Here is a 26,399-nt window from a genome sequence, read left to right on the forward strand (position 1 = left end):
GAGAAGTCCGACATCGAGGGCCGCATCTCGCAGATCAAGGCGCAGATCGAGGAGACCACCTCGGACTACGACCGCGAGAAGCTCCAGGAGCGCCTGGCCAAGCTCGCGGGCGGCGTCGCGGTGATCCGCGTCGGCGGCGCGACCGAGGTCGAGGTCAAGGAGAAGAAGGACCGCGTCGACGACGCCCTCAACGCCACCCGCGCGGCGGTCGAGGAAGGCATCGTCCCGGGCGGCGGCACCGCGCTGCTGCGCGCCACGGCAGCTGTTCGGGCTCTTTCGAACGACAACCCCGACGTGCAGGCCGGCATCAAGATCGTCCTCAAGGCTCTTGAGGCCCCGCTCCGCCAGATCGCCCAGAACGCGGGCGTCGAGGGCTCGATCGTGGTCGGCAAGATCCTGGCTGATGCCTCCTCGACCTTCGGCTTCGACGCCCAGACCGAAGCGTATGTTGATATGCTTCGGGCCGGCATCGTCGATCCGGCCAAGGTGGTCCGTGCGGCCATTCAGGGCGCGGCTTCGGTCGCCGGCCTGCTGGTGACCACCGAGGCCATGATCGCCGAGGCTCCGCGGAAGGAGGCCCCGCCGATGCCGAGCGGTGGTGGCATGGGCGGCATGGACTTCTGATCTGCCCGACTAAGTCTGGGTGATACTCGATGAGCCGGATGCCGGCTCGTCGGGGGCGCTTCACGTGGGCCGGATGAGGGGACCGGCCCCGCTCCGGTCCTGCGGGTGCACGGGATCGAGGCGTTCCCGTCTATCGGCGCTGTATCATCGAAATCGAAGCCCGCGTCTCGCGCGGTGAGGCGGCTCAAGTCGCGGGAGGCTGCGGCGGCCGATACCGAAATAAGTCTGAGGGCAACGCACATGCGCATTCTCGTCGGCTGCGAGATGACCTACGAGTTCCCGCAGCCCACCCCCATCATCGCGACGCTTAACATCCACGCATCGCGCTTCTCGGATCTCGAACGACCCGACTACTTAATCACGACCCCCGCTGTACCGGTCCAGGGCTACCGTGACAGTTTTGGGAACTGGTGCAGCCGCATGGTTGCCCCGGCTGGCCGCTTCAAGCTGCGGACCGACACGATCGTGCGGGACCCCGGCGGCGGCGACCCGGAGGTCTTCAACGCTGGGGAGACCGCCATCGAGACGTTGCCGTCGGACACGGTGCTGTTCCTCCTCGGCAGTCGGTACTGTGAGACCGATCGTCTGTCATCGATCGCCTGGGATCTGTTCGGCCACCTGCCGCCGGGCTGGGGGCGTGTGCAGGCGATCTGCGACTACGTCCATGATCGAATTACCTTCGGATACGAGCATGCGCGGGCAACGCGGACGGCCTTCGATGCATTCGAGGAGCAGCGGGGCGTCTGCCGTGATTATGCGCATCTGGCGATCGCGTTCTGCCGGTGTCTCAACATCCCGGCACGCTACTGCAACGGATATGTCAGCGACATCGGTCTGCCGCTGCCCCATGCGCCCGGCGATTTTGCCGCCTGGATGGAGGTCTTTCTCGGGGGCCGCTGGCACACATTTGATCCGCGCAACAACAGTTCACGCATCGGTCGGATTCTGATCGCCTATGGTCGGGACGCCGCGGATGTCCCGTTGACGCTGACCTTTGGCCCCAACGAACTCGTCGCGTTCCACGTGACGACGGAAGAAGCGCCTCCAATATAACCGCGGACTTCTGAATGAGGCGTTGGCTGCTTGCAGCCGTTGACCGTTTGACTACAAAAGCTATCAAGTCGCATCCAAGATACCGCGAATTCGTGTCGCGTCCTCGATGCAGGTCGATAAATGCAGCACTGATGTCTGCTTGTCGGGCGTTCTTCAAACAAGTTGAATGGCCGACTTGGGCGCAAAGCGGAACGGCCGCTTTGCGATAAGAATTTCAGGGTTGAATGTGGCACACGGCCGGTCAACCCGTGCGGAGACTTCTGACCCGTTGCGGACTCTCAGGAGGTCCGCTTCTGAGCAGGCGCCCTCGAGTTGGTGGGCGGCCTAAGACCGGCATCGCCGGGGGCGGCAACGATGACCGAGGATACGGCCGAGTTTCCCTTCGTATTCACCTTACGTTCTGCTACAACGGAGCGGCGCGAGGAGTCTCACCACCCTTGAACGGCTCGTCTAGGGCCCAACCCGGTGGTGCCGAGGTTTGGTGAATGAGTAACGCTGGAGCACGTAGGACGGCGGCACCTAGAGCCTCGGCTATGCGGACATCCTCGTCTGGCCGGCTGCGATCGCTCCTGATGGATAGCGCCGAGCCTGTTCTGCTGCTGGGTGCTGGTGCCTCGATAACATCCGGTATTCCGGCGGCCGGCAAAACGGTTGAGAAGGCAGCACGCTGGGCCTGGTGCAAGGAGAACGGCCGCAACCCAGACGACTTCACCATCCGCCGGTCCGATTACTGGCCGTGGCTCACCGCCCAGCCTTGGTACAAGCCGGAGCTCTCGCCTGCCGATCTCTATCCTGACGCTATCGACAACCTCTTGGGGGTCAAAAGCGACCGCCGCGAATTCTTCGAAAAGCTCATCAACCCGCCCGAGGTGCCGCCCTCCCGGGGCTACGTCGCCCTGACGCAGATCCTCCACCAAGGATGGATCTCGACCGTCCTGACCACCAATTTCGATCAATGCCTCGAGCGAGCCGCGATCCAGCAGAACCGGCCCCACCGTCTAGTCAGTATCAGCACGCCAGCTGACTACGTGATGTTCAATTCTGCGCCTCACGACCCGCAGCTCGTGTTCCTTCATGGGTCAGTAAAACATTACACGGACAAGAACCTGACCGATGAGGTGCAATCGCTCGATCCTCTGCTGGTCGAGCGTCTGCGGCCACTGCTCCGCGACCATCCCGTGATAGCGGTCGGCTATCGCGGCGCTGAAGCGTCCGTGATGAACGACTTGTTCTTGGCGCAGTCCCAGTCCGGCGGCTTCCTCCACGGCGTCTACTGGTGCGTCCTCGAAAACGACCTGGCCGGCCCTCACTCGGCTTGGGTCGAGCAGTTGGCGGACGCGATCGGTTCCAACTTCCAGCTCGTACCGATCCGAGGGTTCGACGACCTGTTCGAGAAGGACCTGCTGGCCAGCATGATTGCCGCTGGAGCGCGGCCGACGCGCCGGCCTTCCGGCCACAGCGTCGCCGGCATGCCTGCCGACATGCGCCCACTCGACGGCCTCGACGTCTCAGGGTTTGAGCAGCCGCTGCTGCGAGCGCGCTTGCGGCAGTATGCGGACCGGACCGACCTGTGGAGGCCGGGCGACGTTGACGCCGCCTGGGTAGAAGAGATGACTGACCGGCTCGACTTGGTGCGGCCAGTCGGCGGAAGCGTCGCCCCGACGCTCGCGGGTTGGCTGCTGTTCTCGCGCAACCCCTCGATGGAATTCCCTCAGGCCCGGGTCGAGTTCCACGCAACGGGTCCTGGCCATTGGCTCCAGAGCCGCTTCGGCGATGATGTTGAACTCGAACCGGCGGCTCGCGATGGCCAGTTCACCGTCCGACGGACCATCACCGGCAATCTTTGGAACCAACTCGACGGTCTGATCGAACTTCTGGCACTGGTGAACTTCCAGTTCCGGCTCAAGGCCGAGGTATCGCGCACGGTGAATGCATACAACGCAATCGCTATCAAGGAGATGCTCGTCAACGCTATCGTGCACCGCGACTACGACCGAGACGAGGCCGTCCGGGTCGTCGTTGAACCGAAATCAATCACGGTCATCAGCCCTGGTGGCCTTATCGAGGAAATCGCGGCCCAGGTCGGCGAACAGTCATTCCAGGACGCGATCGCGGAGCGGGCAAGCCCGATCAAGGGCTATCGTAACCCCGCCATCTCGGACCTTTTCTATGGCGGCGGCCAGATGGACCGTCGGGGATCAGGTCTCTCCGACATGGTCCTCGCGACTGTGAACAACAACGGGTCAATTAACTTTGGGCCTTCAGCCGATAACAGTCGGTTCACGGTCACCATCGAGGCTCGACCGGAAGCCGTCGATGAGATCACTAATACAGCGCTGCCGATCGCGGAGGAAACGGTCCGCTACTCGTCGAACCTGATCCCCATCGAGACCATGCCGGCGAAGGTCTGGCATGCCGCAACCAGCGCCGGGTCCAACCGAAGCTTCTATCGGGCCGCCGAGGGTCTGGCGGTTCCACCGGGTCATGTGAGCGACGGCCGATTCTACTCCTTCTACGACCTGGAGGAGCTCGCCGAGGCGATGGTCACGCCATTCGATCCCGGCGAGATCGAGGCCTTAGACTTCGACGAGCTGATCGCGTTGCCGAGCGGCGAGTCGATCGCGTTGAAGCTGCTTCATGACCTTCTTTTCGAGCACCTGAAGACTAAGGGTCTCCAGATCGAGTACGACCGCCGACGCGCCTACTTTGCGCGGGGTGACGAGCCGGAGCTTAAGGTCAGCTATCAAGGGCGCCTCCGCAAAGCGACCCGGACTGTAGTCAAGGCGCGCACCAAGCGCGAATCCGATGACATCGTCTACTACGAGCACAAGGCGGTCAGCTTCTCGGTCATGCGGTTCGGCGGGGACTGGGCTGTCGTCCTGACGCCTGGATATGCCTTTACGCGAGACGGCATGCGCAAACCGATCAGCCGGGAGCGGACCAACGCGCTCTCCACCCGCCGCGCCGCCCGCGACTTCAATCCGAGCGTTCTCCAGGACGTGTCGTTCTGGCTCGCGATCCTGTCCGGCGAGGCCGAGGGTCTTTTCGCCATCGAGCATCGCTCGGACAACGACCTCGCTCGGTTCGCTCCGTCCGTGCTCCTCTCCCACCGCACGCCGACGATCTCGTTTAATGTGTCGGCCTTCGACGAATTCGCCCAACGCGAAACGGAGATCGATGAGGATCTCCAGCAACTCGACGCCGAACTCGAAGCGCTCGCGCTGGAGCCCGACGACGAGGACGGGAAGGGGGTTGGCCGGAACAGGGAAAATGCCGGGGAAGGTGAGCCCGAAGATGCCGATTGAGCTCGCCATCGTAGAACTCGCGCCGCCGCGGCTTCAGTTCGGCGGCGCCAGCACGCACACCGATCCGAAGATCGGACTCCTTTCCGCGGGTCCGTTCGACCTGCGTTTCGGATCGGCCCGGAAGAACCATGTCCATGTCGGGATTATTGGCCCGGCCGAACAGGTGGCCGCAGCGCGGCGCTGGCTGGAGCGCTGCAGCCGGGAGGTGCCCATCCTTGGCGAACCCAGCCTGCTAAAGAAATCGTTCCCCGGCTTCGAAGAGGCGTTCCATAAGAAGCTGGTCGCTCCCGACGCGTCCTCCATCGCTCTTAACTCGGCGAACCACGACGATCTCGCTCACGCCTTGCAGGGCGACGCCTACCAGGCGTTCCAGCGCGTGGTCGATCTTTATGACAACGCGCATGCGCGGTTGGCGTCGCGCGACCTAAACCGCCCCGACATCGTGCTGATGTGCATCCCGGACGATGTCTTCAGCAAGGTCAGCTCGGTCGAGCGCAAGGCGACCGAAACAGAGCGCAAGCGCGCCAAGGAGATCCGGCGCGCCCGCCCGAGCAATCAGCTCGACCTGTTCGACACGCTCGATGAGATCGAGCAGACGCCCGAGGACTTCCTGAAGCGGGACCTCAGGCTAGCGCTCAAGGCGCGCGCCCTGCGCAACCGGCTACCAATCCAGCTGGTCACCGACGCCCTACTCAGCGACACGGCGAAAAATCAGGACCCGGCTACCCGCGCGTGGAACTTCGCGGTCGGCCTCTATTACAAGGCCGGCGGCGTCCCCTGGCGACTGCCGCCGACGGGCCCGGACACGTGCTTCGTCGGGATCAGCTTTCACCATTTCCGCACGACGCAGCGGGCCATCGTCCGGTCTAGCCTAGCTCAGGCCTTTTCGAGCGACGGTGAAGGATTCGCCATTCGCGGTGAGGGCGTTCCCGTCGAGCCTGAACAGGGTCGAAATGTCCATCTCTCCGAGCAGCAGGCGTTCGATCTCGCGCAAAACGTCCTTGCCGAATACGAGCTGCGCACGGGAGGCGCGCCTCTCCGGGTCGTGCTGCACAAGACCTCCTACTTCGATCCCGCCGAGCAGGCGGGCTTCGCCGCCGCTCTCAAGGACACGCCTATCGTGTCCATGGTCACCTTGGTGCCCAGCCTGTTCCGGCTCCTGCGGTACGGGGCCTATCCACCGAAGGTCGGGACAGTGTGCACGGTCAACAGCGATCGATCCTTCCTTTTCACGTCCGGCTTCATGCCTGAGCTCGGCACCTACCCGGGTCCGCATGTGCCTCAGCCGTTTGAGGTCCGCTGCCTCGGCGCCGAGAGCGCGGTCAGCGCCGCACAAGATGTGCTCAACCTTACCCGGATGAATTGGAACACCGCCGATATTCGAGGAAAATGGCCGGTGTCATTGTCCTTCGCTCGCAGGGTCGGTGGCATACTGGACGAGTACGGCGACGACGATCTCGCTGAAACCTCGTTTCGCTATTTTGTATAGGCGCCCCGTGTCACAACCCGGTCGGACCTTGGGCACCTCGTTGCGCTAAGCTTTGACTTGCCTCGAAATCATCAGCCGCAACGCAGAGCTTCAGACTGATCCCCTACGGCCAGATCTGGATAGGACTAGTGGTGAACGACTGTTTGGCGTCCAACTCGGTAACGAATTCGTTCCAAACGGATCGTCCAAGGCGCCGAGCACAAAACGCACCTGCCATTGTCACGAAGGCCGTTAGCACCGACGATAGGTCATCCACGTATCTGGTCAACTGCTGCGGGACCGTAGTGCCGTAACCGAGGAAGATGGCGTCCCTGTAATTGGCCTTTCCCCGGAAGCGGAAAGCTTCGTGCAAGAACCCTATGCTTCTTGCGGCGAGCCGCTTGTCCCTCAAATCGCGAGCGGCAGCCGTGCGAAAATCCGTGAAGCCGAGTTCGCGAAAGTCCTTTGCACCTTTGACGGAAGTCTCAATCCTCCACCGCCACCAGTTCACAGATCCAGAGAGGTAGGCGTGAGCGGCTGCCTCCGCTTCGTCAAGGCTGACGGGAGCGGTCTTTGACAGAGGACGCTTTTCGACGGTCAGCACGTTGAGGAGCTCTCGGTCAGCGTCCCTCTTAACCAGAGTGAAAATTAGCTTCTCGAAAGGCGCCATGACGAGCCCTCGCTCAGCGATTTGCTTATCCCATTGTGTAGCTGTCCCCGTGTGATCGTCCTGGAATGATCCGTCCTGCGCTGCAACCATTGCGGAGCCGGCCGCGTAGATGCCGTAATACCAGGCGACGATCCCAACGCGTGCGACATCAGCCTTGTTCGGCACGCCACAAAGGGCGTTCAGGGCCGAACACTGGTGCAGTGCGAATAGCAGCTGCTCAAGGACAGTGTTCTCCTGGTGGCCGTCGAGCTTCGCCTTCTGCACCCCCGAGTAGAAGGCTCGTGCGCTTAAAGCCGCGACCCCGTGATAGCCGACCAGCAATGCCAGCCGCGCATCCAGTTGATGGTCGACGGGAAAGCGAACAGGGGGTCCGGGTTTCCTTTCGGCTCCGAGATGGTACCGATCCTCGTGATCCGTGAGTAAATTGACACTGCTGACACCTGCCGAATTCGATACGCCAGATAGCTACGCTCCACGTGTAGCGGAACTTCGCCACCGGCGCAGAGGGCTGTTGAGCACACGTGGTGGTTGGAGCTACCTCGCTCTTGTTCTGGCCGGCTTGGTCTTGCCGGTCACCGTCGACATCAAGATGCCGGAGTTGATGAGGAGCGAGTGAGGGCTGAACTCAAGTGTTCTGCCCGGCTACCGGCGAGCGCGACCGATGGGGCTCGCCAGCCTGTGTGACGCCAAACTCTACCGGAGCCAGCCGCCAATCTCAGGGGCAGCTGCCATTGCGCGCTGCACCGTGGGCTGAGTGTCGGCCTTTCGGATGAGCTCGTTCAGTACGCTGGGATGGGGCATGGCGAGAATGCCCGCACGCACCTTGGCAAGTTCCTCGTCAGTCGCGCCGGCCTGCTTGTCATGCCCGTACTCAAGCAGGCTCGCGCGATAGGACTGGGGCGCCGTCGCCCGCGCCTTGCGGACAACTTCGCGATTGAGCCGAAGCACCTCAAGTGTCCACTCCCCACGCGCCTGCGCCAGGGGCGTAAGTCTTGCCCTACGGCCCAAGAAGGTGCTTAGCCGAATGGCTAGGAACTTCCGCTTTCGGGTACGCATCTCAAGTCGGCTTCTGTGAAGGTTTTCGGATGGCGGCCCCTGCGCGCGGATCGTGCCGGGCCGGGGGCCGGCGTTCGAAAACCTCCAGGGGAGGAAGCCGCGGGGGCGCAGCGACGTTGAAGGCTGGCCCGCGCGCTATGGGGAATGAAGGGTGCGACGGCTCCCTCGGCGACCATCGACGCCGCGGCCCTGGCGCGATCCCGGGGCGGGTGCTGGCCTTCGTGACCGCGCATCGCAGCTCTGATGAGAGCCGTGATCCGTGCCGGCGGGGGTGGGCCGGCCATGGCTGGGTGTCGCGGCGCAAGCGGGCCCGCGGCGGGTCGCTGGTCCCACGGTCGGTCGGCTGGCGGTGGCGGTCGGGTTCGGGGCGGCCATCATGATGTGTCGATCCCGACGGCGCTCGGGCGCAACCTCGGGGCCTCGCCGCGGCGGAAGCGCTCGACGATGATCATGCGGCCCCCGCAGCACGGGCAGGCGGGCCCCGCGGGTGGGCCGGCGACAGCGGGTTCGGGCTCGGGGTTGGCCGCGCGCGGCAACGACGAGGGTGCGAGCAGGCTCCGGATCCGGGCGAGGTTAGCCGCTCGCTTGCCGCTGGCAAACAGGCCGTAGTGGCGGATGCGGTGGAAGCCGTCGGGCAGCACGTGCAGCAGGAAGCGGCGGAGGAACTCGTCCGCCGAGAGGGTCAGGGTCTTGATCCACTCGCTGCCCTTCGCGCCGTTCCGCGCCCGGTAGTCCTTCCAGCGGAACGTGACGCCGCGCTCGTCGAGGGCCAGGAGCCGGCTGTTGGCGATGGCGACGCGGTGGGTATAGCGCGACAGGTAGGCGAGAACGGATTCTGGACCCGCGAAGGGGCGCTTGGCGTAGACCACCCATTCGGCCCGCCGCAGCGGGGCGAGGTAGGCCGCGAAGGCCCCCGCCTGGGCGAGCGTGGTCAACTCGCCATGGAAGGTGAGCCGCCCGGCGCGATGCGCCTCGGCCAGCCGGTCTAGGAACAGCCGGCGGAAGAGGCGGGAGAGCACCCGCACGGGCAGGAAGAAGCCCGGCCGACAAGCGATCCAGCGCGCGCCGTCGGGCGAGAGGCCGCCGCCGGGCACGACGATATGCACGTGCGGGTGGTGGGTCATCGCCGAGCCCCAGGTATGGAGCACGGCGGTCAGCCCGATCTTTGCCCCGAGGTGCTTCGGAACGGCGGCGATGGTCAGCAGCGTGTCGGCGGCGGTGCGGAACAGCAGGTCGTAGACCACGGCCTTGTTCTGGAAGGCCACGGCTGCGACCGCCGCCGGCAGGGTGAAGACGACGTGGTAGTATGGTACGGGCAACAGGTCGGCCTGCCGCCGCTCCAGCCACGCCCGTGCCGTCTGGCCCTGACACTTCGGGCAGTGCCGGTTGCGGCAGGAGTTGTAGGCGATCCGGCTGTGGTCGCAGCCCTCGCAGCGCGCGACGTGACCACCGAGCACCGCGGTGCGGCAGGCCCGGATCGCACCGATGACCTTGAGCTGGCCGCGGCTGAGGCGATGGCGCGCGAGGAAGGCGTCGCCGTGCCGGTTCAGGATGTCCGCGACTTCCAGGGCGGGCCGCGCCACGACGGCGCGGCCACCTACGGCGGTGGAGGCGGTGCCAGCAGCGCGAGCGGGCTTGTGACCTCGCCGATCGCCTTGAGGGCGACCCGGGTATAGACGGCGGTGGTGTCGAGCTTCCTGTGCCCGAGCAGCACCTGGATGACGCGGATGTCGGTCTTGCGCTCCAGGAGATGGGTGGCGAAGCTGTGCCGCAGGGTGTGCATCGAGACGCGCTTGTCGAGCTTCGCGGCCTCCGCAGCGGTATGGCAGGCGCGGTTGAGCTGGCGCGTGGTGATCGGCTGGGCGGGCTGCTGGCCGGGGAACAGCCAGCCGCGCGGACGCTTCACCCGCCACCATTGCCGCAGCAGGGCGAGCAGGTCGGGCGCGAGCATGACGAAGCGGTCCTTGCGGCCCTTGCCCTGCTCGACCCGGATCAGCATGCGCGCGCTGTCGATGTCGCCGACCTTGAGGTTGGCGATCTCGGATACGCGCAGGCCGCAGCCGTAGGCGACGCTGAGGGCAGCGCGGTACTTCAGGCCCGGGGCGTGCGCGAGCAGGAGGGCCACCTCCTCGGGGCTGAGCACGACGGGCAGCCGGTCGGGCGTGGGGATGCGGGCCATGCGGTCGCCGAAGCCGGTCCGGCCCAGCGTCGTATGGAAGAAGAAGCGCAGCGCCGTGCCGGCGAGGTTCATGCGGGCATAGCTCGCCCCACACGAGGCGAGATGGAGCTGATAGCGGCGCAGGTCCTCCGGCTCGGCCCGATCCGGCGAGCGGCCGAGGAAGATCGTGAACTCGCGGACCTGGCGGACGTAGTCGCTCTGGGTCTTCCCGCCGAACCGGCGGATGGTCATGTCCTCGATCATTCGCCGACGCAGCGGAGAGATGGCTTCGCAGGTCATGGTGGGCTCCCGTCTGGGGTGAGGTGAACCTCACGATCCTCAGACAGAGCGAGCGCCCCTACATCATGATCTGCGCCGCAACCGACACGCGACGCCAATGCCGCGAGAGCGGCTTAGTCCCATGACGCGATCCGGAACCGCGACGTCAACCATTGCAAATTCTGCTTCGTACATATCGTTTGAACGAGTTCCGAACATGGACCGGAGATGCGTCCGGTTATCTGAATGCGGATAAGCCAGCAATCGAGTCACGCCGGCCGGCACGTCACGAAATCATACTTTCGCGGCCGAAATCCCCTTCCAGCCCGGCCCCCCCCCAAACCAGCCTTCCATTTACACATCCATTAACATCGGCAATCCAGGCCGCCACGATGCCGATCTTGCCCGGCCCACAGGTGGCGTTGGCGACCGTGTCGTAGCTCAGGAAGCCCGCGGTCGGCTTACGTCGTTGCCGGAAACGAAGGCAAAGCCGCCCTGCTCGGCGATCGTAGTCTCCTCTTCATCGGCGCCATTTGCCGACATACTTTCTGCTCCTGCCGACAAACTTCCCGCATGCGCACAGCCTGACGGCCGGGTGCGACAAGCGCCTCGCCACCTGCCGCGACCGCTTCGCCAACGCGGTCAATTTCCAGGGCTTCCCGCACATGCCCGGCAACGACGCGGTCATGCGGGCGGTCCCCGGCTCGGACCCCATCCTCGACGGCGGGAGCCTCTTCCGATGAGCGCGATGCGGCGCGAGATCGGCCGAGAGATCGGTGTCGCGGCGCTCGGCGAGGCGCGGCTCTGGCTGGGCACGCCCTACCGCCACCAGGCGTCGCTGCGCGGCGTGGGCTGCGACTGCCTGGGCCTGCTGCGCGGGGTCTGGCGCGGGCTCTACGGCGCCGAGCCGGAGGTGCCGCCGCCCTATTCCGGCACCTGGGCGGAATCGGCCGCGCCCGGGACCGACCCGCTCACCGAGGCGGCCGCCCGCCACCTCGTGCCGGTGCCCGGACCCCTGGCGGACCTGGCGATGCGGCCGGGCGACGTCCTGCTCTTCGCCTTCCGCCGCCACCTGCCGGCCCGCCACTGCGCCATCGCCACCGGCGCCGGCGCGATGATCCACGCCCACGACGGGGCCGCCGTCACCGAGGTCGCGCTCACCGGATGGTGGCGGCGGCACGCGACGGGGGTGTTCCGGTTTCCGGCGCGCTGCGGCGCCTACGAGGAACGCGTCGATACGGTGAGCTTGACGCCGAGCACGTCCATGATCTTGCGGACCGTCTCGTAGCGGAGCTTCGAGCCCGGCGTCAGCGCCTTGTAGAGGCTCTCCCGACCGACACCCGCTTCCCGGGCGATCTGCGCCATGCCGCGTGCCTTCGCGACATCGCCCAGGGCCGCGATGAACAGCTCGGGGTCGGGGTCGTCGAGCGCCGCCGCCAGGTATTCGGCAATCGCCTCCTCACTGTCGAGGAATTCCGAGGCGTCGAACGGTGTGAAACGCATCAGGTGATTCCGTCGAGAGAGGCGGCCATGGATTTGGCCCTCTGAATGTCCCGGGTCTGGCTGGACTTATCGCCGCCGCACAGGAGCAGGTACGTTACCTCGCCGCGTCGGACATAGTAGACGCGAAAGCCCGGGCCATACGGGATCCGCATCTCGAACACACCTGCCCCGACCGGTTTGGCATCCCCGAAATTGCCGAGCCCCGCGCTGCGGATACGTGCCGCGATGCGTGCCCTGGCGCGGTGATCCTTCAGGCCCGTGAGCCAAGTCCGGACGGTGTCGGACAGCAGGATCGTCGTCACCGGGCGAGCGTATCCGATCGGATACGGACCGGCAACCCGTCCACGCGATACCGCCATCAGATCCGGAGCCCCGCCATGGCGACGCTGATCCTGTCCTCGGCCGGCGCGGCGGTCGGCACCGCCCTCGGAGGCCCGATCGGCGGCCTGGTCGGGCGCGCGCTCGGCTCCGTCGCGGGCGCGGCCCTCGGCGGCGCCCTGTCGGGGTCCGGGCGGCACGCGCGCTTCGTCGAGGGGCCGCGGCTCGCCGACGTCGCCGGGCTCACCTCCACCGAGGGCGATCCGATCCCGCGGGTCTACGGGCGGGCGCGGATCGGCGGCACCCTGATCTGGGCGACCCGTCCGCTGGAGGTCGCCAACACCACCGTCGCCCGCGCGGCCGCGCCCGCCAAGGGCCTGGGCGGGCTCGCGGGCGGCCCGAGGACCGTCACCACCCGCTACAGCTACTTCGCCAACCTCGCGGTCGGGCTGTGCGAGGGCGAGATCGCCTGCGTCCGTCGGATCTGGGCGGACGGGCGGGAGATCGACCAGGCCGGCCTGACCCTGCGGGTCCATACCGGCGGCCCCGGCCAGGAGCCGGACCCGCTGATCGTCGCCAAGGAGGGCGCCGAGAATGCGCCCGCCTATCGCGGCCTCGCCTACGCGGTGTTCGAGAACCTGGCCCTCGCGGCCTTCGGCAACCGCGTCCCGCAATTCGCCTTCGAGGTGATCCGCCCGGTCAACGGCCTGTTCGACCGCGTGCGCGCCGTCGACCTGATCCCCGGCGCCAGCGAGTTCGGCCTCGATCCGGACCGCGTCACGGTCGATCTCGGGCTCGGCCGCACCGAGGCCGCCAACCGGCACCAGCTCCAGCGCGGCACCGACGTGATCGCCTCCCTCGACGCGCTCCAGGCGCTGTGCCCGAACCTGCGCCGGGTCGCCGTGGTGGCGACGTGGTTCGGCACCGACCTGCGGGCGGGGTCCTGCCGGGTCGTGCCCAAGGTCGAGGCCGCCGACAAGCGCGCCCGGCCGGAGGATTGGCGCGTCGCCGGGATCGCCCGCGACCGGGCCGAGACGGTCTCGACCCTGCCGGACGGCAGCCCGGCCTACGGCGGCACGCCGGCGGATGCGGGCCTGACCCGGCTGGTCGCCGAGCTGGCGCGCCGGGGGCTGGCGGTGTCGCTCTACCCGTTCGTCATGATGGACGTGCCGGCCGGCAACGCGCTCCCCGATCCGCACGCCCCCGGCGCCGCGCAGCCCGCCTATCCCTGGCGCGGCCGCATCACCTGCGATCCGGCCCCGGGCCTTCCGGGGAGCCCGGACGGGACCGCCGCGGCCGACGCGCAGGTCGCGGCCTTCTTCGCAAGTGGCTACCGCGACGCGGTCCTGCACTACGCAGACCTCGCGGCCGGCTGGGCGGCCTCGGGCGCGCCCCTCGCGGCCTTCGTGATCGGCAGCGAGCTCGTCGGCCTGACCCGGGTGCGCGGCGCGGCCGGCTACCCGGCGGTGCGGGCCCTGCGCGACCTCGCCGCCGCGCTCCGCGACCGCCTCGGCCCGGCCGTCACTCTGGTCTACGCGGCGGACTGGACCGAGTACGGCGCCCATGTGGGCGACGGCGGCGCCACCGTCCGCTTCCCCCTCGACGACCTGTTCGCCGACCCGCATATCGGCGCCGTCGGGATCGACTGGTACCCGCCCGTCTCCGACTGGCGCGACGACCCGGACCACGCCGACCTCGCGGTGACGGGCGACATCGCCGACCGGGCCTATCTGAAGGCCCGGGGCGCGTCCGGCGAGGCCTTCGACTGGTACTACGCCGACGCGGCCGACCGCGCCGCCCAGGCCCGCCGGCCGATCACCGACGGCGCCGCCGGCAAGCCCTGGATCTACCGGGCCAAGGATCTCGTCGCGTGGTGGTCGAGCCCGCACGTGGAGCGCGACGGCGGCGTCGAGACCCGCACCACCGCCTGGGTGCCGGCCGGCAAGCCGATCTGGCTCACCGAGATCGGCGTTCCGGCGGTGGACAAGGGCACCAACGGCCCCAACGTCTTCCCGGACCCGAAATCGTCCGAGAGCGCCGTCCCGCCGGAATCCCGCGCCCTGCGCGACGAGCTGATCCAGCTCCGCGGGCTGGAGGCCGTGATCGCGCGGTTCGACCCGGCCGTGCCGGGCTTCCGGGAGGCCGACAACCCGGTCTCGCCGGTCTACGGCGGCCGCATGGTCGATCCCGACGGGATCTTCGTCTGGGCCTGGGACGCGCGGCCCTTCCCGGCCTTCCCGACGGTGCGGGGCGTCTGGGCCGACGCCGCCAACTGGCGGGTCGGCCACTGGATCACCGGCCGGATCGAGGGCTGCGACCTCGACCTGCTGGTCCAGCGGATCCTCGCGGATTTCGGGTTCGACGCGCCGGTCTCCGTGGAGGCCGCCGCCTATCTCGACGGCTACGTGATCGACCGGCCGCTCACGGCGCGGGGCGCCCTGGAGATCCTGGCGGAGGTCTACGGTCTCGACGTCTCGGCGGTGGCCGGGACCCTGCGGCTGCGCGGTCCCTGGCGCGACCGGCCCGTGATCCTGGCCGAGACCGACCTCGTCCGGCTGTCGGAGGAGCGGCCGGTCCTGCACCAGGTCCGGGCCGAGGAGAGCGCCGTGCCGCGCTCCGTTGACCTCGGGATCACCGATTCCGAGAGCCCGGATTACCGGCGCGCCGCGGCCTCGGCCGTGCGGCCCGCCGGCCTGCGGCGGCGCGAGACCCGGATCGAGGCGGCGATCGTCACCCGCCGGGAGACCGCCGACGGCTTGGCCGAGGCGCTGCTCGACCGGCTGATCGCGGCCCGCGACACCGCGGTGTTCACGCTGAGCCCGCGCCGGGTCGAGCTGGAGCCCGGCGACCTCCTGGCGGTCCCGGCCGACGTGCCCGGCGGCGCGGTCCTGCGCCGGATCGACCGGATCGACGACGCGCCCACGGGCCGCCGGATCGAGGCGAGCGGCGTGCCGCCCCGGGCGGGGCCCGGGCGCGGGCTGCCCCGCGCGATGGCCCGGGCCGAGGTGGCGCCGCCCGCCTTTCCCGGCCCGCCGCTCGCCCTGGCCCTCGACCTGCCGGTCGACCGCGGCGACCCCACGGTCCTTCAGTCCTGCGCGGTGGCGGCCGAGCCCTGGCCCGCCGCGGTCGCGATCTGGCGCGCCGCGGGCGACGGGCCGCTCGCCCTGCACCGCCTCGTCGACTACCCGGCCTGCCTCGGGCGCACCCTGTCGGCGCTGCCGCCCGGCCCGCTCTGGCGGATCCAGCGGGGCGCGCATCTCGACGTCGCCCTGCGGCGCGGCGCGACGCTGGCCTCGATCGGGGCGGGCGCGATGCTGGCCGGGGGCAACCTGTTCGCCCTGCTCGGCGCGGACGGGACCGTGGAGCTGCTCGGCGCCACGTCCGCGGTCCTGACCGGGCCCGACACCTACCGGCTGTCCGGCTTCCTGCGCGGGCTCGCGGGCAGCGAGGCGGTGGCGGGGCGGGTCTCCCCGGCGGGGAGCCTGATCGTGCGCCTCGACGACGGCGCCGTGACGCCCCTGGTCGACCGGCTGGACGAGGTCGGCCGCGCGTTCCGCTACCGGATCGGGCCGGCGGATCGCGACCCGGCCGACCCGGCCTTCGCCGAGATCACCGCCACGGCCGGCCTCGCGGCGCTGACGCCGCTGCGGCCGGTCCACCTGCGGGCGCGGCGCGCGGCGGACGGGGTGCGGCTCTCGTGGATCCGGCGGGCCCGCCGCGACGGCGACGCCTGGGAGCCGGCCGAGATCCCGCTCGACGAGCCGGAAACCTACGCCGTGACGGTGTTCTCGGCCGCCGGCACGGCCCTGCGCACGCTCCGGGCCGAGGCCCAGCACTGCCTCTACGCGGACGAGGCGGCCGATTTCGGCGGCGCCCAGACGCATCTCGACGTCGCGGTGGCGCAGATCGGTCTCGTCGCCGGCCCCGGACCCGCCCGCCGCGCCCGTATCCCCGTCCATTCGGCCTGACCGCTCGACCCGACCGCCCGGGAGCCGCCCCATGTCCGACACCACGCACCATCTCGGCCTGCCGCTGATCGCCGCCAGCCAGGCGCAGAAGCACGTGACCCACAACGAGGCGCTCGGCCTGCTCGACGCGCTCGTCCAGCTCGCCTGCCTGGACAAGGACCTCGCCGCACCGCCGCCGGGCCCCGCGGAGGGCGACCGCTACCTCGTGGCCTCCGCCGAGCCCGGGGGCGCCTGGGCGGGGCTCGCGGGCCAGGTGGTGCGCTACGCCGACGGGGTCTGGACCGGCGCCGCGCCGCGGGCCGGCTGGCTCGCCTGGCTGATCGACGAGGCCGACCTCTACGTCTTCGACGGCGCGGCCTGGACGAGCCTCGGCCGCGCGCTGACCGCGCTCCAGAGCGTCGGCCGCCTCGGGATCAACACGGCGGCCGACGCCACCAACCGCCTCGCGGTGAAGTCCGACTCCGCGCTCCTGACCTGGGACGACGCCACGCCGGGCACCGGCGACATGCGGGTCTTCGTCAACCGGAAATCCGCCGCCCGCGACGCCGCCCTGGTCTTCGAGACCGGCTACGCGGCGCGGGCGCTTCTGGGCACCCTCGGGAGCGACGACTTCACCCTGAAGGTCTCGCCCGACGGCGCCGCCTTCGCCACGGCGCTCACCGCCTCGGCGCGGACCGGCGGGATCGACTTCGCCTCGGCCGAGACCGCCCTCGCGGCCGCCCCCACCACCGACCTCGGCGCGGCCGGCACCCGGCGGGTGCTCGTCACCGGCGCGGCGCGGATCGCGAGCTTCGGCGCCGGCGCCGACCGTGAGCGGTTCGTGCGCTTCTCGGGCGCCGCGACCCTGGTCCACGATCCCGAGGCGCTGGTGCTGCCGACCCGCACCGATCTCGTGACGGCCGCCGACGATACCTGTATCGCCACCTCGGACGCGGCGGGCCGCTGGCGCGTGCGCCACTACCAGCGCGCCGACGGGACGCCGCTCGCGACCGGCGCGCAGGTGCTCGGCGCGAACGGGTCGGTGCGGCTCCCGGGCGGCCTGATCGCGCGATGGGGGCTCGTCACCGCCGCCGACGCGGATGTCGCGGTGGCGTTCGGCATCGCCTTCCCGGGGAGCTGCCTCGGCGTCTGGGCGCAGCCGGTCGCCGGCGCCGGCGACGCGCTCCACGCCGCGCAGGTCAGCGACGTGGCGGCCACCGGGTTCACGCTCCGCACCCGCCGCGCGACGGCCGGCGCGGTGGCGGGCGTCGGGTCGGTGCCGACCTACTGGCTGGCGCTGGGCGCGTGAGCGCCGTGGATCCGCAGGCGGCGCCCCGCGGCCGCTCTCAGTCCGGGGCCGCGCCGAGGGCCCGGAGCATCGCCGGCTCCACGGCCGCGTAGCCCGCGCCGTTGAGGTGGATGCCGTCGTCGGTGAAGTCCCGCCGGAGCGCGCCCGCCTCCGTGGCGAGCGGCGGCCCGTAATCGACGAGGTGGGCCGGGCCCGCCGCGCAGTAGGCGCGCAGCCACTCGTTCAGGGCGCGGATCCGCGCCACCGGCCGCAGCTCGGGGCGCCAGCCCCAGAAGTCGCTCGGCATCACGGTGCCGATCGTGAGCGGCAGCCCGGCCGCGAAGGCCATCCGCCCCATGGCCATGATGTTCCCGGCGATCGCCCGGTCCGGCACCGGGCCGCCGATCTCCGCGATGTCGTTGATCCCGCAGAGCAGATGCACGGCCCGGGCGCCGGCCGTGTCCCGCAGGAAGCGCGCGCGGATCTGCCCGCTCGTCTCGCCCGGGACGCCCCGGGCGACGAAGCCGTGGCGCGCGAAGGTCTCGGCCCGCACCGCGCCCCAGGCGGCGGTGATCGAGTCGCCGATGAACACGAGCGGCCGGTCCTGTCCGCGTCCCACGCTTCCCCCTCGGCGCCGCCCACGGCGCGGGCCGCCTTAGCCCGGCGCGCCCGGGGAGGCCAGTTTCCGGAGCACGCCCATGCCGCCTCCCGTTCCGGCCGCGCAGGAGCCCTTCGCCGCCGCCTGCCGTCGGCTCGGCCCGCGGCTGATGCGCGATCTCGGCCTGAGCGACGTCCAGGCCGCCGGCCTGCTCGGCAATCTCGGCCACGAGACCGGCGGGTTCCGCCACCTCCAGGAGGTCGCCCCCGCGGTGCCGGGCTCCCGCGGCGGCTGGGGGCTCGCCCAGTGGACCGGGCCCCGGCGCGTCGCCATGGAGGCGTGGTGCCGCGCGCGCGGCCGCGATCCCGCCGACCCCGAGGCGGGCTACGGCTACCTCTGCGCCGAGCTGCGCGGTCCCGAGGCGCCGGCCCTCGCGGCCCTGCGGGCCACCACCACCCTCGCTGCGGCCACCGAGGCGGTCTGGCGCCGCTACGAGCGGCCCGGCGTCGTCGCGCCCGCGCGCCGCCTCGCCTGGGCGCGCCGGGCCCTCGCCGCCCTGCGCGCCGGTCCCGCTGCGATGCCGGCTCAGCCGCCGGGCCGGCCCTGACCCGTCGTCACCCGATCCCGAGCCGGCCGGGTCCGCCGCGCGCTGAGAAGGAGTTCCACGATGATGCACCCGATCCGGGCGGCCGTCGCCCTGGCCGTCACCGGCCTGCCGCTCGCCGCCCTCGCCGCGCTGGCCGGCGGTGCCGCGCCCGCCGTTACTCCCGTCGCCGGCCTGCTGCCGTGGGGCGACTGGCTCTCCGGCCTGCTCCAGCCGGTGACGGCCGCGCTCGTTCCGCTCGCCGCCGCCGCCGTCACCGCTGGCATCGCCCGGGTCGCGCCCTGGGCCGCCTCGGTGCTCACCCGCGACCGGATCGAGGCCGCGATCCGCGCCGGGGCCGAGTTCGGCCAGAACGCCGTGGCCGGGGCCGCCCGGGGCCGGACCGTCAGCGCCGATCTCGGCGCCGCGGTGGTGGCCGCCGGCGCCCGGCACGTGCTCGCCACCGCCCCCGCGCACGTCGTGCGGAAGGCGGGCGGCCCCGAGGGCGTGGCCGCGCGGATCTTCCGGGCGCTGCCCCTCGACCCGCAGGCGAGCGCCGCCAACGTCCTCGCCCCGGCGCTCGCGCAGCTGCGCGGGGCGGACAAGCACCCGGCCTGAAGCCGGGCATCGCCGCTTCGGCGGCGCGGGGGGCCTCGAAACAGGGATCGTCACCATGAAGCCCCTCCGCACCGAGGCACGGCAATCCGCGCCCCCCCAGGACGCCGAGGGCGCGGGTGTCGCCCTCGGCGGGCGGCCCCGGACGATCCGCTTCCCGCCCGTCTGGCACGCGTGGTTCGCCCGGCAGTCCGAGCCGCGCCTCGCCGCCCTCGACGAGCTGGTCGACGCGCATCTCGAGCGCCGCGCGCTGCGCCGCTACCTGCGCCGGCTCAAGCACGCGACGGTGCTCGCCTTCGTCGCCGCGGCGGCGGCCGCGCACTGGTTCTCCGACCAGGTCGCGTGGCTCGCCGCGCATATCCCGGCCCTGCGGGCCCTCTGGAAGCTGCTGACGGGAGGGTGAGATGCGCCTGCGCTGGGACAGGGTTCTCGACCGGGCGTGGCTCGGTCTGGCGGCCGCCGCGGCGGTGACGGTCGCCGTCCACGAGGGTGCGGCGGTTGGCCGGCTTGCCTGGACGCTGGGGTCCGGCGGCGCCGCGCAGGCCGCGCCGGCGGGGACCGGCCGGGCCGGGCCGCCGGCCCGCGCCGCGGCCTGCGGTCCCGCCGCAGCGCCGCCACCGTGAGACCGGCCGCGACGCCTGTGGGAAGCGGCGCGCGGCGTGGAACCGGGCGCCGCCTCGGCCGTCATGTCCGCACGATGCCGCCCGCCACCGAATCGACCGCGAAGGGACTGTCCGGACCGCCGCCGACGACCGCCGGGGGCGACGCACGGCCACGTATTCAGGACGCATTCAGTGCCCTGGGCTCACATCGTCTGCCAATGCGCTACGCCATCGCCCTCGTCGCCATCAGCCTGACCGCCGCGGCCCTCGCCGCGGGCGGCCTCGGCTCCATGGCCGACGACGGGCCGGCCCCTCAGACGGGCGCGGTGTCGAGCCAGCCGCCGCTGCGGATCGAGAGCTGCCTGTCCCCCGCGGACCTGCGCGAGGAGGTCGGCGAGCGCCGGGTGATCCCGCCGGTCGCGGCGATCCGCGCGGCCCGGACGGTGATCCCCCGCGCCGAGATCCAGCGGGCGAGCCTCTGCCGTCACGCGGACGGCCTCGTCTACATGCTCACCGCCTTGCGCCGCGACGGGCATTTCGTGCACGTGATCGTCGACGCGCGCACCGGCACCGTGGCGGGACAGTATTGAGCGGGCGCGGGGACCGTTTCGGAGGGGAGTGAGCCGTGCGTCTGCTGGTCGTGGAGGATGACAAGGACATCAACCGGCAGGTCGTGGCCGCGCTGGAGGAGGCCGGCTACGTCGCCGACAAGGCCTATGACGGCGAGGAGGGCGGCTATCTCGGCGAGAGCGAGCCCTACGACGCCATCATCCTCGACATGGGCCTGCCCAAGGCCGACGGCGTCACGGTGCTGCAGAAGTGGCGCCGGGCGGGCGTGAAGACCCCGGTGATCATCCTCACGGCCCGGGACCGCTGGTCCGACAAGGTCGACGGCTTCGACGCCGGCGCCGACGACTACGTCACCAAGCCCTTCCACATGGAGGAGCTGATGGCCCGGGTGCGCGCCCTGCTGCGCCGCGCCGCCGGCCACGCCACCAGCCAGATCGCCTGCGGGCCGGTGACCCTCGACACCCGCTCCGGAAAGGTCTTCGTCGACGGCGCCCAGGTGAAGCTGACGAGCCACGAGTACCGGCTGCTCTCCTACCTGATGCACCATACCGGCCGGGTCGTGTCCCGCGCCGAACTCACCGAGCACCTCTACGACCAGGATTTCGACCGCGACTCGAACACGATCGAGGTGTTCGTGGGCCGCCTGCGCAAGAAGCTCGCGGTGGACCTGATCCAGACCGTCCGCGGCCTCGGCTACCTCGTGGATCCCAACCAGCCGCCGGCGCGGATGTGAGCGCGGCCGCGCGTTCCGGCACGCTGCCGGCCGTCTTCATGCGCGGCGGCACCAGCAAGGCGCTGATGCTGCACCGCCGGGACGTGCCGGGGGATCTCGCCGCCTGGGAGCCGGCCTTCCTCTCCGCCATGGACAGCCCCGACCCGTTCGGGCGGCAGCTCAACGGCATGGGCGGGGGCGTCTCGTCGGTCTCGAAGATCTGCGTGGTGGAGCGCTCCGCGCGGCCGGACGCCGACATCGACTACACCTTCGTGCAGGTCGTGGTCCGGGACGGCCGCATCGACCTCTCGGGCAATTGCGGCAACATGCTCGCCGCCGTGGGGCCGTTCGCGGTCGACGAGGGGCTCGTCGACGTCCCGGACGGCCCGGTGCGGCTGCGGATCTTCAACACCAACACGCGCAAGCTGATCGTGGCGGGCTTCGCGGCCGCGGGCGGCCGCAGCGTCTACCGCGGCGACCTCGCGATCCCCGGCGTCACCGGCACGGGCGCGCCGATCCAGCTCGACTTCCTGGATCCGGGCGGCGCCACGACCGGCCGGCTGCTCCCGACCGGCGCCGTCCGTCAGTGGCTCGACGTGCCGGGCCTTGGCGCGATCGAGGCCTCGCTGATCGACGCCGCCAACGCCTGCGTGTTCGTCCGCGCCGCCGATCTTGGCCTCGCCGGCACCGAGCTGCCCGCCGCCCTGGAGGCCGTGCCGGGCCTCCTCGACCGGCTGGCGCGGATCCGGCAGGCCGGCTCCGTGGCGATGGGCATCGCGCCCGATCTCGAGGCGGCAGCGCGCGTCGTCCACGTGCCCTTCGTCGGCCTCGTGGCGCCGCCGCAGGATTCCGGCAGCCTCTCCGGCGCCACGATCCGCGCCGCCGAGACCGACCTGACCGCCCGGGTCATCTCCAACGGCGTGCCGCACCAGGCGCTGCCGCTCACCGCCACCCTGTGCCTCGCGGTCGCCGCCCGGCTCGAAGGCAGCCTCGTCCACGAGGCTGCCCGCCCCGCCGACGCGGCCCTGCGGGTCGGCATGCCGTCGGGCATCCTCACCGCCGACGCCGCCGTGACCCGCGGGGCCGACGGCTGGCGGGCCGAGCGCGGCGCCTTCTTCCGCACGGCGCGCCCGCTGATGCGCGGCGCGGTGTTCTACGATGCGCCGCCGCCCGTCTGAGCGACCGACGCATCCATGATCGACCTCATCGGCCTCTTCTCCCTGCGCCGCCGCTCCATCGCGGTGCGGCTCGCCGTGTCGGCGTTCCTCTCGAGCTCCGCGATCCTGCTGATCGCGGCCTGGATCCTCACGACCCTCTACCGCGAGAACACCGAGCGCTCCTTCGACAGCCGGCTCCTCGTCTTCGCCAACAATCTCGCCACCGACCTCGTCTCGCCCAACGACCCCGAGAGCCGGACCTTCTCGCTCGGCGACCCGCGCTTCGACCTGCCCCTGTCCGGCTGGTACTGGCAGGTCGGCAAGCCCGACGCGAAGCCGCGCGACGTGCGCACCTCGCGCTCCCTCGTGGGCGTGCCGCTGCCGGCCGCGACCGATTCCGACGGGAAAGTCGGGGTCGGGCAGATCCGCCAGGGCTACGGCAAGGGGCAGGACGGACGCCTCCTGCGCATCATGGAGCGCGACGTCGATCTCGGCGAGGAGGGCCGCTACACGGTCCGGGTCGCGGGCCCCGCCGACGAGATCGTCAACGACGTCGACCGGTTCCGGAACTCGCTGACCATCACCTTCGGCCTGCTCGGCCTGTCGCTGGCGATCACCACGCTGCTGCAGATCCGCTTCGGCCTCGCGCCCCTCAAGAAGATGCGCGCCGCGCTCGGTGCCGTCCGCCGGGGCGAGGCCGACCGCATCACCGGCACCTATCCCCGCGACATCGCGCCGCTCACCGGCGAGGTAAACCTCCTGATCGAGACCAACCGCGAGATCCTGGAGCGCGCCCGCACCCAGGTGGGCAACCTCGCCCACGCCCTGAAGACGCCGCTCTCGATCATCGTCAACGAGGTCGGGGCCTCCGACGCCCCCGAGGAACTCGCGCAGAAGATCCGCGAGCAGGCCGCGGTGATGCGCGATCAGGTCAACTACCACCTCGACCGGGCCCGCGCCGCGGCGCTCGCCGGCACGCTCGGCACCTCCACAGAGGTCGAGCCGGCGCTCGCCGGCCTCGTGCGCACCTTCGGGAAGATCTACCGGGACAAGGACATCGCCTACGACGTCCACGTCCCGCCGGGCCTGCGCTTCCGCGGCGAGCGCCAGGATTTCGAGGAGATGGTCGGCAACCTCGTCGACAACGCGTCCAAGTGGGCCCACGGGCGGGTGGCGATCCGGGCCGAGGCGGTGAGCAAGGACGATTATCCCCACCTCGTCGTCGCCATCGAGGATGACGGTCCGGGCCTGCCGCCGGAGGCCCGGCAGGCCGTGCTCGGCCGGGGGCGCCGCCTCGACGAATCGAAGCCCGGCTCGGGACTCGGCCTGTCGATCGTGGCCGACCTCGCCGCCCTGTACCGGGGGCGCTTCACCCTGGAGCAGGCGGCGCTCGGCGGCCTGCGCGCGGTGCTGGAGGTGCCGGGGGACCTGCCGGTCGGCACGGCCGCCCACTGAGGCCGTCGGACGCGCCCGGGCACGTCCGGCCGCGTCCGGCCGCGTCCGGGTACGGGCCGGGAGGCGGCGCGCGGCCTCATGGCTCCCGCCCGGGGCCTTGTCATCGCAACAGAGTTGCGTGACACCGAGCCGCCGCCGGGAGGCGTCGTGGCATCACGCCGCCGGCTCCACAGGGCGTGGGGAGGGGCGGGCCGGTGCGGCCCGTTGGCGATAAGGTCCATGACGGCGATCTGGTTCATCCTGGCGGCCATGACCGCGGCGGCCGTGCTCGGCCTGCTCTGGCCGATGTCGCGGCGCGCCGCCGTGCCGACCGGCGAGGCCGGCGGCAGCGGGCTCGCCACCGAGACGGCGTTCTACGAGGATCAGATCGCCGAGATCGACCGCGACCTCGAGCGCGGCCTGATCGCCCCCGACGAGGCCGAGACCGCCAAGGCCGAGGCGGCGCGCCGCCTGCTCCGGTCGAGCCGCGAGGCGCAGCGCGACGCCGAGGATTCCGGCATCGCGGAGGCCGCGCGCCCGGCCGAGCCGCGCCTGCGCCGCCGGCGCGCCGCCTCGGCCTTCGCGCTCTCCACCATCCCCCTCGTGGCGCTCATCGCCTACGGGCTCTACGGCTCGCCCGAGGTGCCGGCGCAGACCGAGGCCGACCGGCAGGCCGCCCGCGGCGGCGCCGACGAGCTGATGAAGGCGGTCGGGCAGATCGAGGCGCGCCTTGCCCGGGACCCGAACGATGCGCGCGGCTGGGCCGTGCTCGCCCCGGTCTACATGCGCACCGGCCGATTCGACGATGCCGCCCGCGCCTACGGCCACCTCGCGCGGATCAAGGGCGAGACCGCCGACCTCCTGGCCGACCAGGGCGAGGCCCTCACGGCGGCCGGCGACGGCACCGTGTCGCCCGAGGCCAAGGCGCTGTTCGAGAAGGCGCAGGCCAAGGAGCCGAACGCGCCCAAGCCGCGCTTCTACCTCGCCCGCGCGGCCGAGCAGGCCGGCGACACCGGCGAGGCGATCCGCCAGCTCACCGAGCTCGAGGCCAGCAGCCCGCCGAACGCCCCGTGGCTCGGGATCGTCAAGCAGAGCCTCGCCCGCCTCAAGGGCGAGCCGCCCCCGCCCGCGACGCCCCAGGCCGCCCCCGAGATCCCGGCCGAGCAGCAGGCGGCGATTCGCGGCATGGTCGACGGGCTCGACACCCGCCTCAAGAGCGGCGGCGGCACCCCCGACGAGTGGCTGCGGCTCGTCCGGTCCCGGATGGTCCTCGGCGAGCGCGCGCAGGCGACCGACGCCCTGGCCCGGGCGCGCACGGCCCTCGCGGGCGACCCGCAGGGTCTCGCCCAGGTCGAGCAGGGCGCCCGCGCCGTGGGTCTCGGCGCAGAGGGCGCGGCGCCCGCGCCGGCCGAATCGGGCCGGGCGGGACCGGGCGTCCAGGCCGAGAAGGAGGCCGCGATGGCGGCCGTGCGCGCCATGCCGCAGGCGGAGCAGCAGGCGGCGATTCGCGGGATGGTCGAGGGTCTCGACCGGCGCCTCGCCGCGCGGGGCGGCACGCCGGACGAGTGGATGCGGCTCGTGCGCTCCTACAGCGCGCTGGGCGAGCGCGACCAGGCGGTGAAGGCCCTCGACCGCGCCCGCATGGCGCTGGCCGCCAACAGCGAGGCGGTGGCGCGGCTCGACGGTCTCGCCCGGGAACTGGAGCTTCCTGCCAAGCCGAACCCCTGACGCACCGAACCCCTGACGCACCGAACCCCTGGCGCGCCCGTTCCCCGGCGCCACGAAATCGCGAGCCCGCCTCCGCGGAGCGGTCCGTACGACAATCGGTCCCGACGCCCGCCCTTGACCCGCGGGCGCCTGGAGCCGACACCCTCAAGACTAGAATGAGAACGGTTCCGGTCGAGGCGGGTCTCCGCGCGCCGGACCGCGGGGTGGAAGTATCGTGACGCGTAAGAAACGCCGCCTGATCCTGATCGCCGCCTGCGGCAGCGTCCTGGCGCTCGCCGTGGGGCTGATGCTGTACGCCATGAGCGGCTCGATCGTGTTCTTCCGCTCGCCCACCGACATCGCCAAGCAGGCCATCGCCCCGGGCACGCGCCTGCGGCTCGGCGGGCTGGTGAAGGACGGCTCGCTCAGGCGCGGCCCCGACCAGACGGTCGATTTCGCCGTCACCGACACGAACGAGACCGTCGAGGTCCACTACAAGGGCTTGCTGCCGGACCTGTTCCGGGAAGGGCAGGGCGTGGTCGCCGAGGGCGTGCTGGAGCCGGGCGGGCAGTTCCGCGCCGACACGGTGCTGGCCAAGCACGACGAATCCTACATGCCCCGCGAGGTGGCCGACGCGCTGAAGGCGCAGGGGCGCTGGCAGGAGGGCGGCCCGAACAAGGGCGGCCCGGCGCCGAAGCCCGCCACCGCGGCGGCGGACAGCACCCTCGGTCCCCGCAGCGAGCGGTGAGGGA

The 26,399-nt window shown here is 71.0% G+C and carries 24 protein-coding genes and 2 pseudogenes; 18 read left to right on the forward strand and 8 right to left on the reverse strand.

Going from position 1 to position 26,399, the window contains the following annotated elements:
- The 4 genes from BM314_RS17465 to BM314_RS17480 form a co-directional block, all read left to right on the forward strand.
- On the forward strand, nucleotides 1–624 hold a 624-nt coding region (locus BM314_RS17465; protein ID WP_280142564.1), incomplete at its 5' end, for a TCP-1/cpn60 chaperonin family protein.
- Between the two features lie 240 nt (nucleotides 625–864).
- Nucleotides 865–1,677: a transglutaminase-like domain-containing protein gene (locus tag BM314_RS17470; RefSeq protein WP_091928774.1), complete on the forward strand. Its 813-nt coding sequence runs from the start codon at nucleotides 865–867 to the stop codon at nucleotides 1,675–1,677.
- A 572-nt stretch (nucleotides 1,678–2,249) separates the two neighbouring features.
- Complete coding sequence (locus BM314_RS17475) at nucleotides 2,250–4,982, forward strand: SIR2 family protein (protein WP_210187350.1); 2,733 nt, start codon at nucleotides 2,250–2,252, stop codon at nucleotides 4,980–4,982.
- Nucleotides 4,972–6,471 carry an argonaute/piwi family protein gene (locus tag BM314_RS17480; protein ID WP_091979398.1) on the forward strand — a complete coding sequence of 500 codons (1,500 nt, stop codon included), beginning with the start codon at nucleotides 4,972–4,974 and terminating at the stop codon, nucleotides 6,469–6,471. Before BM314_RS17475 ends, BM314_RS17480 begins: the two co-directional genes overlap by 11 nt.
- 103 nt (nucleotides 6,472–6,574) lie before the next feature.
- Here BM314_RS17480 and BM314_RS17485 read toward each other — a convergent pair whose 3' ends face one another.
- The 5 genes and pseudogenes from BM314_RS17485 to BM314_RS31030 all read right to left on the reverse strand — a co-directional run.
- Entirely contained in the window at nucleotides 6,575–7,441 is an 867-nt protein-coding gene (locus tag BM314_RS17485) for a hypothetical protein (RefSeq protein ID WP_139237838.1), read from the reverse strand.
- 372 nt (nucleotides 7,442–7,813) lie between these two features.
- Nucleotides 7,814–8,068, reverse strand: a complete 255-nt coding sequence (locus tag BM314_RS17490; RefSeq protein WP_091979226.1) for a hypothetical protein — start codon at nucleotides 8,066–8,068, stop codon at nucleotides 7,814–7,816.
- Nucleotides 8,069–8,550: 482 nt separating this feature from the next.
- Nucleotides 8,551–9,759 carry an IS91 family transposase gene (locus tag BM314_RS17495; protein ID WP_091979227.1) on the reverse strand — a complete coding sequence of 403 codons (1,209 nt, stop codon included), beginning with the start codon at nucleotides 9,757–9,759 and terminating at the stop codon, nucleotides 8,551–8,553.
- 14 nt (nucleotides 9,760–9,773) lie between these two features.
- Nucleotides 9,774–10,634: a tyrosine-type recombinase/integrase gene (locus BM314_RS17500; protein ID WP_091979229.1), complete on the reverse strand. Its 861-nt coding sequence runs from the start codon at nucleotides 10,632–10,634 to the stop codon at nucleotides 9,774–9,776.
- A 364-nt stretch (nucleotides 10,635–10,998) separates the two neighbouring features.
- Nucleotides 10,999–11,141: pseudogene (locus tag BM314_RS31030) on the reverse strand (phage major capsid protein); the annotation flags it as partial.
- Nucleotides 11,142–11,194: 53 nt separating this feature from the next.
- Here BM314_RS31030 and BM314_RS17505 point away from each other — a divergent pair.
- Both BM314_RS17505 and BM314_RS17510 read left to right on the forward strand, forming a co-directional pair.
- A pseudogene (locus tag BM314_RS17505) lies at nucleotides 11,195–11,356 on the forward strand (phage BR0599 family protein); the annotation flags it as partial.
- Nucleotides 11,353–11,901: an NlpC/P60 family protein gene (locus tag BM314_RS17510; protein WP_091979231.1), complete on the forward strand. Its 549-nt coding sequence runs from the start codon at nucleotides 11,353–11,355 to the stop codon at nucleotides 11,899–11,901. The pseudogene BM314_RS17505 and the gene BM314_RS17510, both read left to right, overlap by 4 nt.
- Here BM314_RS17510 and BM314_RS17515 read toward each other — a convergent pair.
- Both BM314_RS17515 and BM314_RS17520 read right to left on the reverse strand, forming a co-directional pair.
- Nucleotides 11,832–12,116: an addiction module antidote protein gene (locus BM314_RS17515; protein ID WP_056527585.1), complete on the reverse strand. Its 285-nt coding sequence runs from the start codon at nucleotides 12,114–12,116 to the stop codon at nucleotides 11,832–11,834. The genes BM314_RS17510 and BM314_RS17515 overlap by 70 nt on opposite strands.
- Nucleotides 12,116–12,418 carry a type II toxin-antitoxin system RelE/ParE family toxin gene (locus BM314_RS17520; RefSeq protein WP_091979233.1) on the reverse strand — a complete coding sequence of 101 codons (303 nt, stop codon included), beginning with the start codon at nucleotides 12,416–12,418 and terminating at the stop codon, nucleotides 12,116–12,118. Before BM314_RS17520 ends, BM314_RS17515 begins: the two co-directional genes overlap by 1 nt.
- Before the next feature lie 75 nt (nucleotides 12,419–12,493).
- On the opposite strand from BM314_RS17520, the gene BM314_RS17525 reads away from it, so the two are divergent.
- Nucleotides 12,494–16,402, forward strand: a complete 3,909-nt coding sequence (locus tag BM314_RS17525) for a baseplate multidomain protein megatron (protein ID WP_091979235.1) — start codon at nucleotides 12,494–12,496, stop codon at nucleotides 16,400–16,402.
- A 31-nt stretch (nucleotides 16,403–16,433) separates the two neighbouring features.
- Nucleotides 16,434–17,690 carry a DUF2793 domain-containing protein gene (locus BM314_RS17530; protein WP_091979237.1) on the forward strand — a complete coding sequence of 419 codons (1,257 nt, stop codon included), beginning with the start codon at nucleotides 16,434–16,436 and terminating at the stop codon, nucleotides 17,688–17,690.
- A 37-nt stretch (nucleotides 17,691–17,727) separates the two neighbouring features.
- Here the strand turns inward: BM314_RS17530 and BM314_RS17535 are convergent, their stop codons facing one another.
- Entirely contained in the window at nucleotides 17,728–18,288 is a 561-nt protein-coding gene (locus BM314_RS17535) for a GDSL-type esterase/lipase family protein (RefSeq protein ID WP_244539968.1), read from the reverse strand.
- 79 nt (nucleotides 18,289–18,367) lie between these two features.
- On the opposite strand from BM314_RS17535, the gene BM314_RS17540 reads away from it, so the two are divergent.
- From BM314_RS17540 to ccmE, 10 genes are all read left to right on the forward strand, one after another.
- A complete protein-coding gene (locus tag BM314_RS17540; protein WP_091979241.1) occupies nucleotides 18,368–18,874 on the forward strand; it encodes a phage tail tip lysozyme in 507 nt (168 codons plus the stop codon).
- Between the two features lie 60 nt (nucleotides 18,875–18,934).
- On the forward strand, nucleotides 18,935–19,468 hold the full coding sequence (locus BM314_RS17545) for a hypothetical protein (RefSeq protein WP_091979243.1): 534 nt from the start codon (nucleotides 18,935–18,937) through the stop codon (nucleotides 19,466–19,468).
- Nucleotides 19,469–19,523: 55 nt separating this feature from the next.
- Nucleotides 19,524–19,868 (forward strand): hypothetical protein, encoded by a 345-nt coding sequence (locus tag BM314_RS17550; RefSeq protein ID WP_091979245.1) that lies wholly within the window; start codon nucleotides 19,524–19,526, stop codon nucleotides 19,866–19,868.
- Nucleotide 19,869: 1 nt separating this feature from the next.
- Nucleotides 19,870–20,088, forward strand: coding sequence for a hypothetical protein (locus BM314_RS17555; protein ID WP_091979247.1), 219 nt, complete (start codon nucleotides 19,870–19,872; stop codon nucleotides 20,086–20,088).
- A 197-nt stretch (nucleotides 20,089–20,285) separates the two neighbouring features.
- Nucleotides 20,286–20,657 (forward strand): PepSY domain-containing protein, encoded by a 372-nt coding sequence (locus tag BM314_RS17560; protein WP_020090901.1) that lies wholly within the window; start codon nucleotides 20,286–20,288, stop codon nucleotides 20,655–20,657.
- 35 nt (nucleotides 20,658–20,692) lie between these two features.
- Nucleotides 20,693–21,370: a response regulator transcription factor gene (locus BM314_RS17565; RefSeq protein WP_012321897.1), complete on the forward strand. Its 678-nt coding sequence runs from the start codon at nucleotides 20,693–20,695 to the stop codon at nucleotides 21,368–21,370.
- A complete protein-coding gene (locus BM314_RS17570) occupies nucleotides 21,367–22,527 on the forward strand; it encodes a 2-methylaconitate cis-trans isomerase PrpF family protein (RefSeq protein ID WP_091979248.1) in 1,161 nt (386 codons plus the stop codon). Before BM314_RS17565 ends, BM314_RS17570 begins: the two co-directional genes overlap by 4 nt.
- Before the next feature lie 15 nt (nucleotides 22,528–22,542).
- Nucleotides 22,543–23,961: an ATP-binding protein gene (locus tag BM314_RS17575; protein ID WP_020090899.1), complete on the forward strand. Its 1,419-nt coding sequence runs from the start codon at nucleotides 22,543–22,545 to the stop codon at nucleotides 23,959–23,961.
- Nucleotides 23,962–24,180: 219 nt separating this feature from the next.
- On the forward strand, nucleotides 24,181–25,668 hold the full coding sequence (ccmI, locus tag BM314_RS17580) for a c-type cytochrome biogenesis protein CcmI (protein ID WP_091979250.1): 1,488 nt from the start codon (nucleotides 24,181–24,183) through the stop codon (nucleotides 25,666–25,668).
- 214 nt (nucleotides 25,669–25,882) lie between these two features.
- The gene (ccmE, locus tag BM314_RS17585) at nucleotides 25,883–26,395 is read left to right on the forward strand and encodes a cytochrome c maturation protein CcmE (protein ID WP_020090897.1); all 513 of its coding nucleotides are present in this window, start codon (nucleotides 25,883–25,885) and stop codon (nucleotides 26,393–26,395) included.
- Nucleotides 26,396–26,399: the final 4 nt, after the last annotated feature.

Origin of the sequence: Methylobacterium sp. 13MFTsu3.1M2, assembly GCF_900112625.1 — a bacterium.
In the GTDB taxonomy this organism is placed as follows: domain Bacteria; phylum Pseudomonadota; class Alphaproteobacteria; order Rhizobiales; family Beijerinckiaceae; genus Methylobacterium.

What these genes read in the sequence shown, in the direction of transcription:
- BM314_RS17525 (WP_091979235.1), top strand. Translation starts at nt 12,494, where the DNA reads ATGGCGACGCTGATCCTGTCCTCGGCCGGCGCGGCGGTCGGCACCGCC.
- BM314_RS17545 (WP_091979243.1), top strand. Translation starts at nt 18,935, where the DNA reads ATGATGCACCCGATCCGGGCGGCCGTCGCCCTGGCCGTCACCGGCCTG.
- BM314_RS17540 (WP_091979241.1), top strand. Translation starts at nt 18,368, where the DNA reads ATGCCGCCTCCCGTTCCGGCCGCGCAGGAGCCCTTCGCCGCCGCCTGC.
- BM314_RS17555 (WP_091979247.1), top strand. Translation starts at nt 19,870, where the DNA reads ATGCGCCTGCGCTGGGACAGGGTTCTCGACCGGGCGTGGCTCGGTCTG.
- BM314_RS17510 (WP_091979231.1), top strand. Translation starts at nt 11,353, where the DNA reads ATGAGCGCGATGCGGCGCGAGATCGGCCGAGAGATCGGTGTCGCGGCG.
- BM314_RS17475 (WP_210187350.1), top strand. Translation starts at nt 2,250, where the DNA reads ATGGATAGCGCCGAGCCTGTTCTGCTGCTGGGTGCTGGTGCCTCGATA.
- BM314_RS17575 (WP_020090899.1), top strand. Translation starts at nt 22,543, where the DNA reads ATGATCGACCTCATCGGCCTCTTCTCCCTGCGCCGCCGCTCCATCGCG.
- BM314_RS17550 (WP_091979245.1), top strand. Translation starts at nt 19,524, where the DNA reads ATGAAGCCCCTCCGCACCGAGGCACGGCAATCCGCGCCCCCCCAGGAC.
- ccmI (WP_091979250.1), top strand. Translation starts at nt 24,181, where the DNA reads ATGACGGCGATCTGGTTCATCCTGGCGGCCATGACCGCGGCGGCCGTG.
- BM314_RS17530 (WP_091979237.1), top strand. Translation starts at nt 16,434, where the DNA reads ATGTCCGACACCACGCACCATCTCGGCCTGCCGCTGATCGCCGCCAGC.
- BM314_RS17560 (WP_020090901.1), top strand. Translation starts at nt 20,286, where the DNA reads ATGCGCTACGCCATCGCCCTCGTCGCCATCAGCCTGACCGCCGCGGCC.
- BM314_RS17480 (WP_091979398.1), top strand. Translation starts at nt 4,972, where the DNA reads ATGCCGATTGAGCTCGCCATCGTAGAACTCGCGCCGCCGCGGCTTCAG.
- BM314_RS17500 (WP_091979229.1), bottom strand. Translation starts at nt 10,634, where the DNA reads ATGACCTGCGAAGCCATCTCTCCGCTGCGTCGGCGAATGATCGAGGAC.
- BM314_RS17470 (WP_091928774.1), top strand. Translation starts at nt 865, where the DNA reads ATGCGCATTCTCGTCGGCTGCGAGATGACCTACGAGTTCCCGCAGCCC.
- BM314_RS17515 (WP_056527585.1), bottom strand. Translation starts at nt 12,116, where the DNA reads ATGCGTTTCACACCGTTCGACGCCTCGGAATTCCTCGACAGTGAGGAG.